Here is a 17,882-nt window from a genome sequence, read left to right as displayed (position 1 = left end):
TAAGCCGGTGCGGCGGTCCGGGCGGCGGGGCGGACCCCCGTCAGCGGGCCGCGTTGCCGATGCCGCCGGCGGCGGGACGGGACTCGTCGGAGTGGGCCTTGACGCTGCGGTCGAGGAGCGAGTCCAGGATCTCGCCGACCCGTATCGCGGTGTTGGACAGCAGGGACGTGGTGATGCCGTGCGTGTGCTCCGTGCCGCCCTGGAGGTAGATCCCGCAGCGCAGGTCCGGGTCGGTGACGACGCGGTAGTCGCGCTCGACGCGCACCCGCCCGGCGTCGTCGCGGAGGCAGCGCCCGGCGATCTCGCCGAGGAGCCCGAGGGGGTCGGCGGGGCTGTAGCCGGTGGCGAACACCACGGCGTCGGCGTCCAGGGGCGTCTCCTCACCGGTGACGAGGGAGGTCACGGTCGCGCGCACGCCGTCCGGGGTCTCCCGCACGCCGGTGACCCGGGAGACGTTGAGGAAGCGCAGGCGTTCGGTTCCCAGCACCTTCTCCCGGTACATCTGCCGGTACAGATCGTCGATCAGGTCGATGTCCACCACGGAGTAGTTGGTGTTGCCGTGATAGGCCATCAGCCGGCTCTTGACGTTCTCCGGGGCGGCGAAGTAGTCGTCGACCGCGCCGGGGTCGAAGATCCGGTTGGCGAAGCTGCTGTCGTCGGCGGGGCTGTAGCCGTAGCGGGTGAAGACGGCGCAGACCTCGGCCCCGGGGAAGCGGCGGTGCAGATAGGCGACGTTCTCGGCGGCGCTCTGCCCGGCGCCCACGACGACGAACCGGGAGGGCGAGGCGTCCGTGAGCGCGTCGACCTTGCGCAGCAGGTCCGAGTTGTGCCAGACGCGTTCACCGCGCGGGACGCCCTCCGGCATCAGGGGGCGCAGCCCGGTGCCGACGACGAGGTTGCGGGCCCGGTGGACGGAGAGCCCCGCCGCCGAGCGGACGGTCACGTCCAGGTGCTCCACGGTGCCGTCGCGGTCGACGGGCGTGACGGAGACGACCTCGTGGCCGTAGGAGACCAGGTCACCGACCTGGGCCGCGGCCCACTCGAAGTAGTCGTGGAACTCGACCCGCAGGGGGAAGAGGCTCTTGTGGTTGATGAAGTCGACGAGCCGGTTCCTGCTCTTCAGGTAGCACAGGAAACTGAACTCGCTGGCCGGGTTCCGCAGCGTCACCAGGTCCTTGAGGAAGGACACCTGCATGGTCGCGTCGTCGATCAGCATGCCGCGGTGCCAGCCGAAGCCCGCCTGCTGCTCGAAGAAGTGGACGGTGACCTGCTCCTGCCTGCCGACGTGGGCGTTGTGCTCGCCGACCGCGATCGCCATGGCCACGTTGGAGGGGCCGAAGCCGATGCCGATGAGGTCGTGGACCAGTGGTGCGTCGCCAGGAAGAACCTGAGACATGTCACTCCCAATGCATGCGGGTCATACGGGAAGCCGCCGGACGGGGGTGTGGGACGGACGAGGGGACGGGCCCCCGGAGGGCAGCCCGGAGCGGAACTTAGGTGAGCCTAAGCTCATCGTACGCCGGTGTCGACAGGGCGAGAAAGGTGCTCTCGCTACGTGACGGATCGTCAACAGTGTCCGCAACACGCCCCGTTGCCACCTTAGGCAAGCCTTGCTTTACTTGCCGTCGGTCCCCCACCTGCCCCGAGGAGGAACCCGATGCGGGTCGTCATGTTCGGCTACCAGACCTGGGGGCACCGCACCCTGCAAGCCCTCCTGGACTCCGGACACGACGTGGCGCTGGTGGTGACGCACCCCAGAAGCGAGCACGCCTACGAGAAGATCTGGAGCGACTCCGTCGCCGGCCTCGCCGAGGCGCACGGAGTCCCCGTGGCGATCCGCAACCGGCCGGACGACGACGAGCTGTTCGAGCTCCTCACGGAGGCCGCCCCGGACATCATCGTGGCCAACAACTGGCGCACCTGGATCCCGCCGCGAATCTTCCGCCTCCCGCGCCACGGCACCCTGAACATCCATGACTCGCTGCTGCCCGCGTACGCCGGCTTCTCCCCCCTGATCTGGGCCCTCATCAACGGGGAGTCCGAGGTGGGCGTCACCGCGCACATCATGAACGACGAACTGGACGCCGGTGACATCGTGAGGCAGGAGGCGGTCAAGGTCGGCCCCACGGACACCGCCACCGACCTCTTCCACCGGACCGTGGACCTGATCGCCCCGGTCACCACCGGCGCCCTCGCCCGGATCGCCGCAGGCGAGACGGAGTTCACCCCGCAGGACCGCTCCCGGGCGACCTTCTTCCACAAGCGCTCGGAGGAGGACATCCGCATGGACTGGTCCTGGCCGGCCGAGGACCTCGAACGCCTGGTCCGGGCCCAGTCCGACCCGTATCCGAGCGCCTTCACCTTCCACCGGGGCAGGCGGCTGGAGATCCTCGCCGCCGTGGTCTCGAAGGGCCGCTACGGCGGCACCCCGGGCCGTGTCTTCTACCGCGAGGGCGACGGGGTGGTGATCGTCGCCGGGGCCGACGCCCGGACCGGCCGAAACCGCGGACTGGCCGTCACCCGGGTACGGACCGAGGACGGGCGGGAGTTGCCCGCGACGGAGTACTTCACCGCGATGGGCGGCTATCTGACCGGCCGGCCCTGAGACCCGGCCGGCGCGGGCGCACCCCGGGGACAGGGCCGCCCCGGGTGCGCAAGCGTGCGGCCCGTGGTGATCTGGGGTGGCCTGGGGTGCCCTAGGAGTGGCCGGTCCAGATCTCGTCGTCCTCGGCGGCGTGCTCGCGGCAGTCGGGGTTGTGGCAGGGGCCGGGCTTGTAGACGGGGACGAACATCCCCATCGTCTTGTGCCGGGTGACCTCGGCCTCCACCGGCTGACCGCAGGCGGGGCAGACGTGTCCGGCCTGCCGTGCCTGCGTGTCCTCGTCCTTGCGCATATTCACCAGAATAGGCGAGTTTGCCAAATAATGAGACAAAGTTTGCCGCGGTTCACTCCTCGGCGGCCCGCTCCGTCTCCTTCGCCCCCTCCGGGGGCCTGCGGATGCTGAGGAAGACGGAGACGGCGAGCACCACCGTGATGACCACCAGGCTCACCGGCGAGGGGATCTCCGGGATGTCCGGGCTGACCATCTTGTGCAGCGCCTGAAGGATCAGCTTCACACCGATGAAGGACAGGATGAGCGCGAGGCCCTTGCTGAGGTAGTGGAAGCGGTCGAGCAGTCCGGCCAGGAGGAAGTACAGGGCGCGCAGGCCCAGGATGGCGAAGGCGTTGCTGGTGTAGACGATGAAGGTGTCGTCGCTGACCGCCAGGACGGCGGGGACGCTGTCCACCGCGAACACCAGGTCGGCCGCCTCGATCGCCGCCACCACCGCGAGGAGGGGTGTGGCGACCCGCCGGCCGTCCTCCTTCACGAAGAAGTGCGGCCCGGCGTACGCGTCCCGAACGGGCACGATCCGGCGCAGCATGCGGACCGCGAAGCTCTGCCCGGGATCGAAGCTCTCGTCCTGGCCCGTGAGGATCTTGTATGTGCTGTAGAAGAGGATCGCCGCGAAGAGGAAGAGGACCGCGGTGAAGCGGCTGACCACGGCGACACCCGCGGCGAGGAAGATGCCGCGGAAGACCAGCGCGCCGATGACGCCGAAGAACAGGACCCGGTGCTGGTACTCCCGGGGCACCTTGAAGTAGGCGAAGATCAGCGCGAAGACGAAGAGGTTGTCGACGGACAGGCTCTTCTCCAGGAGCCACGCCGTCGTGTACTCGACACCGGGTGTGGGGCCGAGGACCAGGAAGACGACTCCGCCGAAGACGACGGCCAGGCCGATCCACACGGCGCTCCAGGCGGCGGCCTCCTTGAACCCGATGACATGGGTGTCGCGGTGCACGAGGAGGTCGACGGCGAGCGACACCACGACGGTCACGGCGAACGCGATCCACAGCCAGGCCGGCACATCCAGCACGCGACAACCCCCTCACCGGGCGGGTGTGGTCAGTGACCCCTCCGGAAAGTCTCACCCACGGCGCGGCCCTTGTCTCCCCCACGCGCGCACGCGCCCCCGGAACGAGGGGTCCCCGTTCCGGGGGCGCGGTTCCGGGGGTGCGGCGGCGGGCGGCTCAGTGCGCGGGCGGGCCGTCGGCGGCGCGGAGGTCCTTCTTGGAGACCTTGCCGACGCCCGTGCGCGGGAAGGCGTCCACGAACACGACCCGGTCCGGCACCTTGTAGGCGGCGAGCCCCCGCTCGCGGACGAAGCGGCGTACCGCCGAGCCCTTCAGCGGCTCGGCGCCGTCCCGGAGGATCACATAGGCGCAGGTCCGCTCACCGAGGTAGGGGTCGGGTTCGCCGACCACACTGGCGTCGTGCACCGAGGGGTGGGCCAGGAGGTGGTTCTCGACCTCCTCGGCGGCGATCTTCTCCCCGCCGCGGTTGATCTGGTCTTTGGCCCTGCCCTCGACGACCAGGTGCCCGGTCGGGGTCAGCCGGACGACGTCGCCGGTCCGGTAGAAGCCGTCCGCGGTGAAGGAGCGCGCGTTGTGGTCGGGGGCCCGCCAGTAGCCGCGGATCGTGTAGGGGCCGCGGGTGAGCAGATGACCGGTCTCCCCCACGGGCAGGTCGCGGTCCTCGTCGTCGACGACACGGATCTCGTCGTCCGGCGAGATGGGCCGGCCCTGGGTGGTGACGATGGTCTCCTCGGGGTCGTCGAGGCGGGTGTAGTTGACCAGCCCCTCCGCCATGCCGAACACCTGCTGGAGGGTGCAGCCGAGCGCGGGCCGGACCCGGCGGGCGGCCTGCTCGCTGAACTTGGCGCCGCCCACCAGCAGCACCTGGAGGCTGCCGAGGTCGTACGGGGTCGACGCGGCGGCCTCGGTCCACACCAGGGCGAGCGGCGGCACCAGGCCGGTGATGGTGACCCTCTCCCGTTCGATGAGGGGGAAGGCGGTCTCGGGGGCGGGCCGCGGGCACAGGACGACGGTGCCGCCGGCGTACAGGGCCCCGAGGGTGCCCGGGGAGGAGAGCGGGAAGTTGTGGGCGGCGGGCAGCACGCACAGGTAGACGCTGTTCTCGTCGACGCCGCAGAGTTCGTTGGAGCCGCGGACCGAGTACAGGTAGTCGTCGTGGGTGCGCGGGATCAGCTTGGGGACCCCCGTGCTGCCACCGGACAGCTGGAGGAAGGCAAGGCCGCCGGGGGCCGGGCCGGGGACCCGGTCCAGGGCGGCCGGGTCGGTGGGCACCCCGGCGAGGGCCTCGTGCTCTCCGGGGTCGCCGCCGGCGACCAGGACGTGCCGCAGCGCGGGCGCCCCGGCCCGGACGGCGGTCGCCAGGGTGCGGTAGTCGTAGCCCTCGTGCTCGGCCGCGACGACATAGGCGACGGCCTCGGTGAAGCGGCAGAAGTAGCCGATCTCGGACTCGCGGTGGGCCGGGAGGGCGAACACCGGGAGGGCGCCGATCCGGAACAGCGCGAAGATCACTTCGAAGAACTCGGCCGTGTTGGGCAGCTGGACGACCACCCGGTCGCCCGCGCCGACGCCCCGGGCGAGCAGACCCGCAGCCAAGCGGTCGGCGCGCAGGTCGAGTTCGGCGTACGTCCAGCGTCTCTCCGTAGCCGGGTCGACGACCGCGACGCGGTCCGGGTGGGCCTTGGCGCGTTCGCGGAGCATCCCGCCGAAGGTCTCGCCGCGCCACCAGCCTGCGGCGCGGTACCGCTCGGCGAACTCCTCGGGCCAGAGCGGGGCGTCGGCCCGGGCCGGGGCGAGCGCTTCCGGGGCGGCGGGGGCGGCCGCCGTCGCGGGGGCCTCGGGCGGCCGTCCGGTGGCGGGGTGGTGCGTGGCGGCTTCGGGTGCCGTCGGCACGGGGACTCCGTTTCTCCCGGGTGCCGTACCGGGGCACGGCGGGGGTGGGGGTGGCGTGCGAGTGAGGGTGGCGTGCGGCGGTGTCACCGGAGGGTGGCGCCGCCGTCGACGTAGAGCTCCTGCATGGTGATGTGGCGCGCGCGGTCGGAGGCGAGGAAGAGGACCGCCTCGGCGATGTCCTCGGGCGCGGCGATCCGGCCGAGCGGGATGCCCGTGCGGTAGGTGGCGGGGTCGCCGTCGACGACGCGGCGGGGCGCCTCCTCGTCGGTCCACAGGGCGCGCTGCATGGCGGTGTCGGTGGATCCGGGCGCGACGATGTTGCATCGCACGCCACTGCGGGCGAGTTCGAGGCCGAGGCACTTGGTGTACATGGCGGCGGCGGCCTTGGAGGCGGCGTAGGCGGCCATGCCGGTACGCGGGACACCGGCGGCGTTGGAGCCGACGGTGACGATGCTGCCGCGTCCGCGGGCGCTCATCCGGGGCGCGGCGGCGCGGCAGGTGTGGAGGACGCCGGTGGTGTTCACGGCGAAGGTGGCGGCCCAGTCCTCGTCGGTGAGTCCGGCCGCCGGCCCGGGGCGGAGGATGCCGGCGACGTTGACGAGGATGTCCAGCGGTCCGTGGTCCCGTTCGGCGGCGGCGACGGCCTCTTCGACGGCTGCGCGGTCGCTGACGTCCACCGCCCGGGCACTCACCGCTCCCCCGGCGGCGCGCGCCGCGGCGCCGGCGGGCCCGATGCCGTCCGTGGTGCGGTCAGTGGCGACGACGTGGGCGCCCTCGGCGGCGAGGGCGCGGACGACGGCCGCGCCGATCCCCCGGGCGGCGCCGGTGACCAGGGCGGTACGGCCCGCGAGTTCGGATCGGGCACCGGATGTGCGGTCGGGCATGAGCCACTCCCCCCATGACTTAGGTAAGCCTAACCTAATGCATGGTTCTCGTACATCCGCACCGCCCCCACCCCGGGACGGCACCGGGGCCGCCCGCCGTCGGGGCAGGGTCAGCGGCGGGCGGCCGGGCGCCTTCAGCCGCAGGGGCGTCCGGGGCGCCAGGTGCCCGGGCTTCCCGGCCGCGCCGTCGCCCCCGTCTTACGTCGTGCTCCCGCAGCCCCCAGGCGGGCGTCAGCCGTCGAGGCTCACCAGCACCGCGCAGGCGCACAGGGCCCCCGAGGTGAGGAGGGCGGCCACCGCCGCGCACAGAAGGCGGCGGCGCAGGCTCTCGTAGCGGGCGGTGTACTCCGCGCGGAGTTCGCCCGCGCGGGAGACCAGGGCCTCCAGGACGCGGCGGGTGAGGGCGACGCGGTCCTGGACGTAGAGGCGGACGACCTCCTCGCGCTGGGCCGTGGTCAGCCACGGCATGCGGTCCGCGAAGGCGCTGGCCTCCCGGCGGGCCTCCAGGACGCGGCCCTGGGCCAGCAGAAAGCCCTCCAGGCGGGCGATGCCGGACGCGGCCTCCTCGCGCACCTCGTGCGGGGCGGATCGGTTCATGACCGCGCTCCCCTACCTGTTGTCGCCTTGGCCGAGCGGGGGTGCGGCCCCCTTGCCCGGCTCGACGACATCGCGCCGCCCGGTGTCGCTCGCATGGTCCAGGGTCGCGACCTCGGGATGGTGCAGGTCGAACGCCGGGGACTCGCTGCGGATCCGGGGCAGGGTGACGAAGTTGTGCCGGGGCGGCGGGCAGGACGTCGCCCACTCCAGAGAACGGCCGTAGCCCCACGGGTCGTCGACGCCGACCATCTTCCCGTACTTCTCGGTCCTCCAGACGTTGTACAGGAACGGGAACATGGAGAGGCCGAGCAGGAACGAGCTGATCGTGGAGATGGTGTTCAGCGCGGTGAAGCCGTCGGCCGCCAGGTAGTCCGCGTACCGGCGGGGCATGCCCTCGGCGCCCAGCCAGTGCTGGACGAGGAAGGTGCCGTGGAAGCCGATGAACAGGGTCCAGAAGGTGATCTTCCCGAGCCGTTCGTCGAGCATCTTGCCGGTGAACTTGGGCCACCAGAAGTGGAATCCGGCGAACATCGCGAACACGACCGTGCCGAAGACGACGTAGTGGAAGTGGGCCACCACGAAGTACGAGTCCGAGACGTGGAAGTCCAGCGGCGGGGAGGCGAGCAGAATTCCGGTGAGACCACCGAAGAGGAAGGTGACCAGGAAGCCGATCGTCCAGAGCATCGGCGTCTCGAAGGAGAGCGAGCCCTTCCACATCGTGCCGATCCAGTTGAAGAACTTCACCCCGGTCGGTACCGCGATCAGGAACGTCATGAACGAGAAGAACGGCAGCAGCACACCGCCGGTGACGAACATATGGTGCGCCCACACCGTCACCGACAGCCCCGCGATGGCGATGGTCGCACCGATCAGGCCGATGTAGCCGAAGAGGGGCTTGCGGGAGAAGACCGGGATGACCTCGGAGACGATGCCGAAGAACGGCAGCGCGATGATGTACACCTCGGGATGCCCGAAGAACCAGAACAGGTGCTGCCACAGCAGCGCCCCGCCGTTGGCCGCGTCGAAGACATGGGCACCGAACTTCCGGTCCACTTCGAGGGCGAACAGGGCCGCGGCCAGCACCGGGAAGGCGAGCAGGACCAGGACACCGGTCAGCAGCACGGTCCAGGTGAACATCGGCATCCGGAACATCGTCATGCCCGGGGCGCGCATGCAGATGATCGTGGTGATGAAGTTGACCGAACCGAGGATCGTGCCGAAGCCGGAGAAGGCCAGACCCATGATCCACAAGTCGGCGCCCACACCCGGCGAGCGGACCGCGTCGTTCAGCGGCGCGTACGCGAACCAGCCGAAGTCCGCCGCACCCTGCGGGGTGAGGAAGCCTGCCAGTGCGATCAGCGAACCGAAGAGGTACAGCCAGTACGCGAACATGTTCAGCCGCGGGAACGCCACGTCCGGCGCGCCGATCTGCAACGGCATGATCCAGTTCGCGAAACCGGCGAACAGCGGCGTCGCGAACATCAGCAGCATCACCGTGCCGTGCATCGTGAACGCCTGGTTGAACTGCTCGTTCGACACGATCTGCAGGCCCGGCCGCCCGAGTTCGGCCCGCATGACGAGCGCCATCAGGCCACCCACCAGGAAGAAGCCGAAGGCGGTCGTCATGTACAGGGTGCCGATGGTCTTGTGGTCCGTGGTGGTCAGCCACCGGATCACCACGTTTCCGGGTTCCTTCGCCCGGACGGGCAGTTCGTTCTGGTACGCGTCCTCGTCCTCGGCCGAGCCGAGTCGAGGAGAGGAACCCGTGGACACTGTGAACTCCCCGCACAAGTGGGCGCCGTCGGCGCGTGAACCGGACCGGGCGTCCCGCTTCCGGGCGCCCGCCGCAAGGCATACGCCGGAAATGTATCGGTACGCCAGGTCCGATCCGTGTCACGACATAGGCCGTTCGGGAAATTCCCGCCGGTGGGGGCGCCGGGGGCGCGGCCCGGGGTCACCCGGACGGGGGGAGGGGCGGCGCTGTCAGGGGGAACCGGAGCGGATCGCCGCGGCGGCCATGGCGGTGACCGCGTCGCCGGCCCGCGCGTAGACCCCGAGCGGGACGTCGCTGGTGTCGACGTTGGCGCGCAGCAGCCGCCGGCCGGCCGCGCCGGAGGTCGCGGCGCACATCGGCACGCCGCGGCGGGCGCACTCGCGGTGCGCCCGGACCACCGCGCTCACCGCGGCCGGGCCGACGACGGGCATGGCCAGGTCGACGACCACCGGGAGCGGGGCGTACGCGCCGACGAGCCGGGCGATGCCGGCGCAGACACCGGAGCGTTCGCTGATGTCGACGTCGGTGGTGAGCGTGATCACGAGGACACCGCGTTCCAGCGCGTGAGCCAGCACGGCAGCCTCCGATCACCGGGCTCCTGGCGAGGTTCCGCGTATTCAAGCCGCCCCGCCCGGGGCCCGCAACGCGCCACGCCACCGGGGAACGGCGGGAGTCGGGCGGGAGCCGCGTCCGGCGGAGTCGGCGAGGAGTGGCGGCCTGCTTCGAGGTCAAGGTCCTGACGGCGGTGCGGATGATCCGCGCGTATCTGCCGGGTATGAAGAGCCGGGGCTTCGGCCGGGTGCTCAATGTGGCCAGCGACTCGGCCCTGGTCACTCCGGCCGAGATGATCCACTACGGGATGGACAGGACCGCCCTGCTCGCCGTGGCCCGGGGGTTCGCCAAGGACGCCGCGGGCACGGGGGTCACGGTGGGACTCCCTGATCGCCGGCCGACGCACACCGGTGGGGTGGAGGACTTCGTTCGCGAGCCGGTGGGCGACGACCTGCCGTGGGACGAGGCGAAGTGGGAGTTCATCGTCCGCCACCGGCCGCAGTCGCTGATCCAGCGTCTGATCGAGCCGGAGGAGATCGCCCATATGGCCGTCTGCCTGGTCTCTCCGCTCGCCTCGGCGACCACGGGCGGCGCGGTCCGGGTGGACGGCGGCTGTGCGGTCCGGGTGGACGGCGGCTAAGTGGACTCCACCCTTCCGTAGCGGCGCCCGGACCGGGGCCCGGCGGAGCCACGCCCGTGGGCCCGGCGGGCCCGGTCCGGTCTGCGGGGTGGGAATCCAAGGTCGCATGATGGAGGGAACACCAGACACAGGCTCTGTCGCTCGCCACAGGACCGCGGCGGACCCGCCTCCGGACCGGGGCGGGCCCGGGGGCCGGGTCCGGGAGTGAGGCTCGTTGACCGGGAAGACGTCCCCGCGCCCTCGGCGCACCCCGTCCGCGGGGCAGTCGCTGCTGGGCGTGCGCACGGTCGCGGGCCAGGTGCTGCTGCTCCAGGTCGTGGTCGCCGTCGTGCTGATCGCCGCGGCCGTGGTGGCCCTGCTGCTCCAGGCGTCCCACGACAGCGAGCAGGAGGCCCGGAACCGCTCCCTCGCCGCCGCCGCGGCCCTCGCCCGCTCGCCGGGCATGGCGGACGCCCTGACGGGCCGGGACACGGCGGGAATGCAGGCTGCGGTCGCCTCGGCGGCCCGCGAGGCGGGCGTCGACTTCGTCACCATCACGGCCCCGGACGGCACCCGGTACGCGGACACCGACCCGGAGCTGGTCGGGTCCAGGGCGGACGGAGTGGAGCGGGCCGCCGGCGGGGAGGCGTTCACGGAGATCTTCGAGGGCGCGCCCAGTGACGCGGCACGCGCGTTCGTGCCGGTCACGGACCCGGCAGGCCGGGTCGTCGGGCTGGTCGGCGCGGGGGTGCAGATCGAGACCGTGGGCAACGCGGTCGAACGCCAGCTCCCGGTCCTGCTGGGATCCGGCCTCGCGGCGCTGGCCCTCGCCACGGTGAGCGCCGTCCTGGTGAGCCGCCGCCTCGCCCGGCAGACCCGGGGCATCGGGCCGGCCGAGATGACCCGGATGTACGAACACCACCACGCGGTCCTGCACGCCGTCCGGGAGGGCGTGGTCATCGTGGACGCGGACGGCCGTCTGGTGCTCGCCAACGACGAGGCGCAGCGGCTGCTCCGGCTGCCCCCGGACGCGGTGGAGCAGCGGGTCTCCGAGCTGGGCCTGCCGCCCGCCGTCACCCGGCTGCTGGTCTCCGACCGGGAGGTCAGCGACGAGGTGCACCTGGTCGGCGACCGCCTGGTCTCCGTGAACACCCGTCCCACCGCCCCCTACGGCGGCAACGCGGGCAAGGTTGCCACCCTGCGGGACACCACCGAGCTGCGGCGGCTGTCCGGGACCGCCGAGACGGCCCGGGAGCGGCTGACGATCCTGTACGACGCGGGCGCCCGGATCGGCGCCACCCTGGATGTGCGGGAGACGGCCGAGGAGCTGTCGCGGGCGGTGGTACCCCGGTTCGCGGACTTCGTGACGGTGGAGCTGCTGGACTCGGTGCTGCGCGGCGACGAGCCGTCCGGCGCGGTCGCCGAGATGCGGCGGGCGGCGGTCAGCGGGGTGCGGGAGGACCACCCGTTCCAGCCGGTCGGGGACGTGATCCGGTTCGCCGTGCCGGGGACGCCGATGCAGGAGGCGCTCGCCGATCCGCACGCGGTGGTCGTCCCCGATCTGCCGGCCGCCTCCGGCTGGCGGGCCCAGGACCCGCGGGGCGCGGCGGCGGCCCTGGCGTACGGCATCCACTCGCTGGTCGTGGCCCCGCTGCGGTCCGGGGACGCGGTGCTGGGGCTGGTGTCCTTCTGGCGGGGGAAGGGGACCCGGCCGTTCGAGGACGACGAGCTGTCGTTCGCCGAGGAGCTGGCCGCGCGGGCGGCGGTGGCGATCGACAACGCGCGCCGGTTCGGCCGCGAGCACGCGATGGCGGAGACCCTCCAGCGGAGCCTGCTGCCGCATGTGATGCCCCGGCAGCTGGCGCTGGACGTGGCGTACCGGTACCTGCCGTCCCACGCGCGGGTCGGCGGCGACTGGTTCGACGTCATCCCGCTGCCCGGGGCGCGGGTGGCGCTGGTGGTCGGGGACGTGGTGGGGCACGGGCTCCAGGCGGCGGCGACCATGGGCCGGCTGCGTACGGCGGTGCACAACTTCTCCACGCTGGACCTGCCGCCGGACGAGCTGCTGGCCCATCTGGACGAGCTGGTCAGCCGGATCGACCAGGACGAGCCGGGCGGCGGCGCGGGTGACGGCATCACCGGGGCGACCTGCCTGTACGCGGTGTACGACCCCTCCTCGGGGGCGTGCAGCATGGCCCGGGCGGGCCACCCCTCCCCCGCGCTGGTGCTGCCGGACGGCACGGTGGAGTACCTGGACGTGCCGGTGGCCCCGCCGCTGGGTCTCGGCGGGCTGCCGGTGGACACGGCGGAGTGGGTGCTTCCGGAGGGCAGCCGGCTGGTCCTGTTCACCGACGGGCTGGTGGAGCAGCGGGGCCATGACATCGACGAGGGTCTGCGGACCCTGCGCCGCACGCTCGCCTCGCTGGCGGACCGCACCCCGGAGGAGATGTGCGAGGCGGTGGTGCGCGCGATGCCCGACGCGGACCGCCGGGACGACGTGGCCCTCCTGGTGGCGCGGACCGCGCGGCTGGACCCCTCCCGGGTCGCCGAGTGGGACGTGCCCCGGGAGGCGGCGTCGGTGGGCCCGGTGCGCGGCGCGTGTCTGCGGCAGCTCCAGGCGTGGGGGCTGGACGAGGTCGCGTTCACCACCGAACTGGTGCTGAGCGAGCTGATCACCAACGCGGTCCGCTACGGCAGCGACCCGGTCCGGGTCCGCCTGCTGTACGAGCGCAATCTCGTCTGCGAGGTCTCCGACGGAAGCAGCACCTCCCCGCATCTGCGCCGGGCGGCGGCGACCGACGAGGGCGGGCGGGGGCTCTTCCTCGTCGCCCAGCTCTCGGACCGCTGGGGGACGCGCTACACGCCGACCGGCAAGGTCATCTGGGCGGAGCAGGGCCTCGGCGGCCAGGGGCCGGGCGGCGGGCCGGGGGCGGCCCCGTGACCGGCGGCCCGTGACCGGCGGCCCCGGCCGCCCGGCCCGCGCGAGGCCCGTCGCCGTGCGGGGCGGGCACGCGGGGGCCAGGCTGTAACGGGGGCGCGGCCCCCGCACCGGACCGGACGGAAGGACCAGTCATGCGCATCCTGCTGATCGGGGCGGGCGGTGTCGGTACGGCCGTGACGCGGATCGCCGCGCGCCGCGACTTCTTCGAGCGGATGGTCGTCGCCGACTACAACCCGGCGCGGGCGGGAGCGGCCGTCGCCGCGCTGTCCGGCACAGCCGGGGAGTCCCGCTTCACCGCCGCCCGCGTCGACGCCTCCGACGAGACGGCGGTCGCGGAACTGCTGGCGCGCGAGGGCTGCGACGTCCTGCTGAACGCGACCGACCCCCGGTTCGTGATGCCTCTGTTCCGGGCGGCGCTCGCGGCGGGCGCCCACTACCTCGACATGGCGATGTCGCTGTCCCTCCCCCACCCCGAACGCCCGCACAGCGAGACCGGGGTGAAGCTCGGCGACGAGCAGTTCGCCCTCGCGGAGCGCTGGGAGGAGGCGGGCCGGCTCGCCCTGGTCGGCATCGGCGTGGAGCCCGGCCTGTCGGACGTGTTCGCCCGGTACGCGGCGGAGGAGCTGTTCGACGAGATCGAGGAGATCGGCGTCCGCGACGGCGCGAACCTCACCGTCGACGGCTATGAGTTCGCTCCCTCGTTCAGCATCTGGACCACGATCGAGGAGTGCCTCAACCCGCCCGTGGTCTGGGAGGCCGACCGGGGCTGGTTCACCACGCCGCCGTTCAGTGAGCCGGAGGTGTTCGACTTTCCCGAGGGGATCGGCCCGGTGGAGTGCGTGAACGTCGAGCACGAGGAGGTGCTGCTGATCCCGCGCTGGGTCGGGGCGCGACGGGTGACGTTCAAGTACGGGCTGGGCAGCGAGTTCATCAACGTCCTGCAAGTGCTGCACCAGATCGGCCTGGACCGCACCGAGCCGGTGACGGTCACCGCGCGGGACGGCCGCCGGGCGGAGGTGTCGCCCCGGGACGTGGTGGCGGCGTGCCTGCCCGACCCGGCGACCCTGGGCGACCGGATGCACGGCAAGACCTGTGCGGGCACCTGGGTGACGGGCACCCGCGAGGGCCGGCGGCGCGAGGTGTACCTGTACCACGTGGTGGACAACGCCTGGTCGATGCGGGAGTACGGCTCACAGGCGGTGGTCTGGCAGACCGCGATCAACCCGGTCGTCGCCCTCGAACTCGTGGCGGGCGGCGAGTGGTCCGGGCCCGGGGTGCTCGGCCCGGAGGCGTTCCCGCCCCGGCCGTTCCTGGACCTGCTCACCGCGTACGGGTCGCCCTGGGGGATGCGCGAGCAGTGACGCCCGACCGGCGGCACCGCCCGCCCCGCCACGGCCCGCCGGGCCGCCGCCCGTCGTGCGTGCGGCCCGGCTCACTCGAAGCGGGAGGCGTCCCCCGCTCCCCGGCGGACGATCTCCGGCTCGCCGCTGGAGAAGTCGATGACGGTGGTCGGCTCGGTGCCGCAGTCGCCGGAGTCGACGACCGCGTCCACGACGTGGTCCAGCCGCTCCTTGATCTCCCAGCCCACGGTCAGCGGTTCGGCCTCGTCGGGCAGGAGCAGGGTGCTGGAGAGCAGCGGTTCACCGAGTTCGGCGAGGAGGGCCTGGGTCACCGTGTGGTCGGGGATCCGGACGCCGACGGTCTTCTTCTTGGGGTGCTGCAGCTGGCGCGGCACCTCCCTGGTCGCGGGCAGGATGAACGTGTAGCTGCCGGGCGTCGCGGCCTTGACGGCCCGGAACACGTCGTTGTCGATGTGCACCAGCTGCCCCAGCTGCGCGAAGTTCTCGCAGACCAGGGTGAAGTGGTGCCGGTCGTCGAGGTTCCTGATGGTCCGGATCCGCGCGATGCCGTCCCGGCTGCCGAGCCGGCAGCCCAGCGCGTAGCAGGAGTCCGTCGGGTACGCGACGAGGGCGCCGCCGCGGATGCTGTCGGCCACCGCGCTGATGGTGCGCCGCTGGGGGTTGTCGGGGTGCACGTCGAAGTACTTGGCCATCTGCTGAGTCTAGGACACCCCCTAGGGGTGGAACGGGGGCCTTGAGTGCGTCCCGGCGGGGCACTCGTCCGGCGGAGGAGGAGAAGCATGACCACCAAGCGACACGACAGGACGGACGAGGCGGCGCGGCTGCTGGGCGTCTATCTCAACGACCATCTGACCGGGGCGACGGCCGGAGTCGAGATGCTGCGCCGGGCCGCGGCGGGTTCGGCCGACGACGACCCGGCGGGACGGATGCTGGCGGAGCTGGCCGAGGAGGTGGCCGAGGACCGGGCGGCGCTGCTGGATGTCATGGCGCGGCTCGGTCTCCCGGTGCACGGGTACAAGATCGCGCTGGGGCGGCTGGGAGAGCTGGCGGGGCGGCTGAAGCCGAACCGCCGGGCGGTCTCCCGTTCCCCGCTCAGCGGGGTGCTGGAGGTCGAGACGATGCTTGTCGGCGTGGAGGGCAAGGCGTCCTGCTGGCGCCGCCTGCGGTCGCTCGCCCCCGCGGACCCCCGGCTGGACGCGGCCGGGCTCGACGAGCTCCTCGCCCGCGCCGCCCGCCAGTCGGAGCGGCTGGAACGCCTGCTGGACGAACGGGCGGACCGCGTGTTCACCGCCGCCTGACACAGCGCCGGGCGGGCGGTCCGGTGGCGCCCGCGTGAGCCCGGCGGCGCCTGCGGCTGCCGGGCGCGGACCGCGGACCGCCCGCGCCGCCTCCCGGACGGGCCGGGCGGGCGTCACAGGCCCGGGGCGGGGCACCCCCGGCAGTGGCGGACGGCCTCCAGCAGGCGCTGCACCGCCCGCGACGGCGCGGCGAGGCGCAGCCGGCGGCCGTCACGGCACCAGAGGCCGAGGGCGCCGAGGAGGGCGGAGTCCGCGAAGACCACCCGGGAGGTGTCCAGGATCAGCCGGGTGAAGCCGGCCGCCGCCGCGGAGGCCATGATCGCCCGCAGCGGGGAGACGGTGACGTAGTCGATCTCGCCGCGCAGGGCGACGCACAGCAGCGTCCCGGCGCTGGTGCAGGAGTGGACGACCGTGTCCACGGGCGCGGGGGCCGTGCCGGGGGCGGACGGGGAGTCGTCGGGGGCCTGCGGGGAGGTGGTGCGCGGGCTGCTCATGCCGTGATCAACTGGCCTGCGCAGTACGGGGAACGATCTTCCGGTGTCCGTTCACCCCTCGGTGGGAACGCGATCCCCGGTGCGGGGGACACGGGCCACCCTCACGCACCAACCGGGCGCGGCCGGACGGACGGGCCGCCCGGTTCCCGGCGCCGCCCCCGCCACACCCCGCGAGGGCGGACACTTGAGCCATGGATGCGACAGCACCGGGCACGGGCGGGCTGCGGCGGCAGCTCGGCTCGCGGCTCTTCCTCCGTGTCGCGGGCCCGGCCGGCCCCGAGACCAGGGCCCGGATCCACGGGGCTCCGGGGCCGCGCTGGTTCGCCCCCGACCGGCCCATCCGCGTCGTGCACGGTGACGCGTCGATGTTCATCGGAGGGCTCAGCGCGCTGCTGCTCCAGTCCCTGCACCCGCGCGCGATGGCCGCGGTGGCCGCGCACTCGGGGTACCGGGGCGACCCGTGGGGGCGGCTCCAGCGCACCAGCACCTTTCTCGCCGTGACGACGTACGGGCCGGCCGAGGAGGCCCGGCAGGCCGTGGACCGGGTCCGGGCGGTGCACCGGTCCGTCCGCGGCCTCACTCCTGCGGGTGAGGAGTACTGGGCGGCGGACCCGCATCTGCTGGGCTGGGTGCACGCGGCCGAGGCGGACAGCTTCCTCCGGGCCCATCAGCTCTTCGCCCGCCGGCCCCTGGACCCGGCGGGCTGCGACGGCTATCTGGCGGACACGGCGCGGGTCGCGGCCGCCCTGGGCGTCGAGGACCCGCCGCGCAGCCGCGCCGAGCTGGCCGCCGTCCTGCACGCGTACCGGCCGGAGCTGGAAGCGGGCGCGCAGGCCAGGGAGGCGGCCCGGTTTCTGCTGCTGCACCCTCCGCTGCCGTGGGCCGCACGGGGTCCGTACGCGCTGCTGGCGGCCAACGCCCTGGCCGTGCTCCCGCCGTGGGCACGCGCCCTGCTGGGGCTGCCGCGGGTGCCGGGGCTGGTGCCGGGCGTCCGGCTGACGGGCCACGCGGTGACCCGGGCGATCCGCTGGGTGCTGACCCCGCCGCCGTACACCGTGGACCGCGCGGGCGGCGGCGCCGGGGCGGGTCCCGTCCCCGGCGGGAAGCCCGGCGCGGGGCCCGGCGGCGCCCCGGAGGTCCGGTGAGCCGGGTACCCGCCGGGCAGGAGGGGCTGTCCGGCGGGCGACGGGATCGCCCCGCCGCCACCCGTCGCGGAACGCGCGGCCGGGCCGCTGTTCCCCGGGCTCCCCGGCGGCCCGGAGGCTGTTGACCGTCCGGGAGAGCCTCGCGGAGCCGGCCGCCGCCTCGCCGCGCGGCCGGGTGGTCATCGCCCGCTTCCCCGGACGCCCGGGGGGGGTGGAGACCGCGTCCCACTGGCGCATCCCCGGGCTGCACGGCAACGAGGGCGGCGCCGGGCGGTGGGTGCGGGTGAAGCTGGAGGTCCCGGTGCTCGGGGAGCGCAGGACCTTCACCGTCCGGCCCGACGGCCGCTCCGCGGACCGGATCGCCCCCGGCGCGGCGCACGGCCGCGCATCCGCTGCGCGTTCCGAGCCGCCGCC

15 protein-coding genes and 1 pseudogene are annotated in these 17,882 nt (G+C 73.3%); 6 read left to right on the top strand and 10 right to left on the bottom strand.

The features are described from left to right. Positions 1-40: 40 nt before the first annotated feature. The gene (locus C593_RS0123400; RefSeq protein ID WP_018849759.1) at positions 41-1,396 is read right to left on the bottom strand and encodes a lysine N(6)-hydroxylase/L-ornithine N(5)-oxygenase family protein; all 1,356 of its coding nucleotides are present in this window, start codon (positions 1,394-1,396) and stop codon (positions 41-43) included. 261 nt (positions 1,397-1,657) lie between these two features. Between C593_RS0123400 and C593_RS0123395 the strand changes: the two genes are divergently transcribed. After that, a complete protein-coding gene (locus tag C593_RS0123395; protein ID WP_018849758.1) occupies positions 1,658-2,605 on the top strand; it encodes a methionyl-tRNA formyltransferase in 948 nt (315 codons plus the stop codon). A 91-nt stretch (positions 2,606-2,696) separates the two neighbouring features. Here the strand turns inward: C593_RS0123395 and C593_RS30340 are convergent, their stop codons facing one another. The 7 genes from C593_RS30340 to C593_RS30335 all read right to left on the bottom strand — a co-directional run bounded on the left by C593_RS30340 (position 2,697) and on the right by C593_RS30335 (position 9,633). Continuing rightward, positions 2,697-2,894 (bottom strand): hypothetical protein, encoded by a 198-nt coding sequence (locus C593_RS30340; protein WP_018849757.1) that lies wholly within the window; start codon positions 2,892-2,894, stop codon positions 2,697-2,699. A 52-nt stretch (positions 2,895-2,946) separates the two neighbouring features. Beyond that, a complete protein-coding gene (locus C593_RS0123385; protein WP_018849756.1) occupies positions 2,947-3,915 on the bottom strand; it encodes a TerC family protein in 969 nt (322 codons plus the stop codon). Positions 3,916-4,069: 154 nt separating this feature from the next. After that, entirely contained in the window at positions 4,070-5,803 is a 1,734-nt protein-coding gene (locus tag C593_RS0123380; protein WP_018849755.1) for a (2,3-dihydroxybenzoyl)adenylate synthase, read from the bottom strand. Between the two features lie 83 nt (positions 5,804-5,886). Continuing rightward, positions 5,887-6,687, bottom strand: a complete 801-nt coding sequence (locus C593_RS0123375; protein WP_018849754.1) for a 2,3-dihydro-2,3-dihydroxybenzoate dehydrogenase — start codon at positions 6,685-6,687, stop codon at positions 5,887-5,889. 231 nt (positions 6,688-6,918) lie between these two features. Next, entirely contained in the window at positions 6,919-7,284 is a 366-nt protein-coding gene (locus C593_RS0123370) for a hypothetical protein (RefSeq protein WP_018849753.1), read from the bottom strand. A gap of 12 nt (positions 7,285-7,296) precedes the next feature. Further along, on the bottom strand, positions 7,297-9,057 hold the full coding sequence (ctaD, locus tag C593_RS0123365) for an aa3-type cytochrome oxidase subunit I (protein ID WP_018849752.1): 1,761 nt from the start codon (positions 9,055-9,057) through the stop codon (positions 7,297-7,299). A 210-nt stretch (positions 9,058-9,267) separates the two neighbouring features. Further along, the gene (locus tag C593_RS30335; RefSeq protein ID WP_018849751.1) at positions 9,268-9,633 is read right to left on the bottom strand and encodes a hypothetical protein; all 366 of its coding nucleotides are present in this window, start codon (positions 9,631-9,633) and stop codon (positions 9,268-9,270) included. A 146-nt stretch (positions 9,634-9,779) separates the two neighbouring features. On the opposite strand from C593_RS30335, the pseudogene C593_RS30330 reads away from it, so the two are divergent. From C593_RS30330 to C593_RS0123345, 3 genes and pseudogenes are all read left to right on the top strand, one after another. Then, a pseudogene (locus tag C593_RS30330) lies at positions 9,780-10,250 on the top strand (SDR family NAD(P)-dependent oxidoreductase); the annotation flags it as partial. A gap of 214 nt (positions 10,251-10,464) precedes the next feature. Next, positions 10,465-13,170 carry a SpoIIE family protein phosphatase gene (locus C593_RS0123350; RefSeq protein ID WP_018849749.1) on the top strand — a complete coding sequence of 902 codons (2,706 nt, stop codon included), beginning with the start codon at positions 10,465-10,467 and terminating at the stop codon, positions 13,168-13,170. A gap of 131 nt (positions 13,171-13,301) precedes the next feature. Continuing rightward, positions 13,302-14,531: a saccharopine dehydrogenase NADP-binding domain-containing protein gene (locus C593_RS0123345; protein ID WP_018849748.1), complete on the top strand. Its 1,230-nt coding sequence runs from the start codon at positions 13,302-13,304 to the stop codon at positions 14,529-14,531. Positions 14,532-14,602: 71 nt separating this feature from the next. Here C593_RS0123345 and C593_RS0123340 read toward each other — a convergent pair whose 3' ends face one another. Beyond that, complete coding sequence (locus tag C593_RS0123340) at positions 14,603-15,223, bottom strand: L-threonylcarbamoyladenylate synthase (protein WP_018849747.1); 621 nt, start codon at positions 15,221-15,223, stop codon at positions 14,603-14,605. Between the two features lie 87 nt (positions 15,224-15,310). Here C593_RS0123340 and C593_RS0123335 point away from each other — a divergent pair, with 87 nt between their 5' ends. Then, positions 15,311-15,829, top strand: coding sequence for a hypothetical protein (locus tag C593_RS0123335; protein WP_018849746.1), 519 nt, complete (start codon positions 15,311-15,313; stop codon positions 15,827-15,829). A 113-nt stretch (positions 15,830-15,942) separates the two neighbouring features. Here C593_RS0123335 and C593_RS30325 read toward each other — a convergent pair whose 3' ends face one another. Continuing rightward, on the bottom strand, positions 15,943-16,323 hold the full coding sequence (locus C593_RS30325; protein WP_018849745.1) for an STAS domain-containing protein: 381 nt from the start codon (positions 16,321-16,323) through the stop codon (positions 15,943-15,945). A gap of 191 nt (positions 16,324-16,514) precedes the next feature. Here C593_RS30325 and C593_RS0123325 point away from each other — a divergent pair, with 191 nt between their 5' ends. Further along, positions 16,515-17,468, top strand: coding sequence for an oxygenase MpaB family protein (locus C593_RS0123325; protein ID WP_018849744.1), 954 nt, complete (start codon positions 16,515-16,517; stop codon positions 17,466-17,468). Positions 17,469-17,882 lie beyond the last annotated feature (414 nt).

Source organism: Streptomyces sp. CNT372, from assembly GCF_000377145.1.
The sequence above is the reverse complement of the archived record's forward strand: the minus strand, read 5'-3'. Positions and strand labels throughout refer to the sequence as shown.

Excerpts from the sequence above, each read along its gene's own strand:
- C593_RS30340 (WP_018849757.1), bottom strand. The coding sequence starts at position 2,894 with ATGCGCAAGGACGAGGACACGCAGGCACGGCAGGCCGGACACGTCTGC.
- C593_RS30325 (WP_018849745.1), bottom strand. The coding sequence starts at position 16,323 with ATGAGCAGCCCGCGCACCACCTCCCCGCAGGCCCCCGACGACTCCCCG.
- C593_RS0123400 (WP_018849759.1), bottom strand. The coding sequence starts at position 1,396 with ATGTCTCAGGTTCTTCCTGGCGACGCACCACTGGTCCACGACCTCATC.
- C593_RS0123345 (WP_018849748.1), top strand. The coding sequence starts at position 13,302 with ATGCGCATCCTGCTGATCGGGGCGGGCGGTGTCGGTACGGCCGTGACG.
- C593_RS0123340 (WP_018849747.1), bottom strand. The coding sequence starts at position 15,223 with ATGGCCAAGTACTTCGACGTGCACCCCGACAACCCCCAGCGGCGCACC.
- C593_RS0123375 (WP_018849754.1), bottom strand. The coding sequence starts at position 6,687 with ATGCCCGACCGCACATCCGGTGCCCGATCCGAACTCGCGGGCCGTACC.
- C593_RS0123325 (WP_018849744.1), top strand. The coding sequence starts at position 16,515 with ATGGATGCGACAGCACCGGGCACGGGCGGGCTGCGGCGGCAGCTCGGC.
- C593_RS0123335 (WP_018849746.1), top strand. The coding sequence starts at position 15,311 with ATGACCACCAAGCGACACGACAGGACGGACGAGGCGGCGCGGCTGCTG.
- C593_RS0123395 (WP_018849758.1), top strand. The coding sequence starts at position 1,658 with ATGCGGGTCGTCATGTTCGGCTACCAGACCTGGGGGCACCGCACCCTG.
- C593_RS0123370 (WP_018849753.1), bottom strand. The coding sequence starts at position 7,284 with ATGAACCGATCCGCCCCGCACGAGGTGCGCGAGGAGGCCGCGTCCGGC.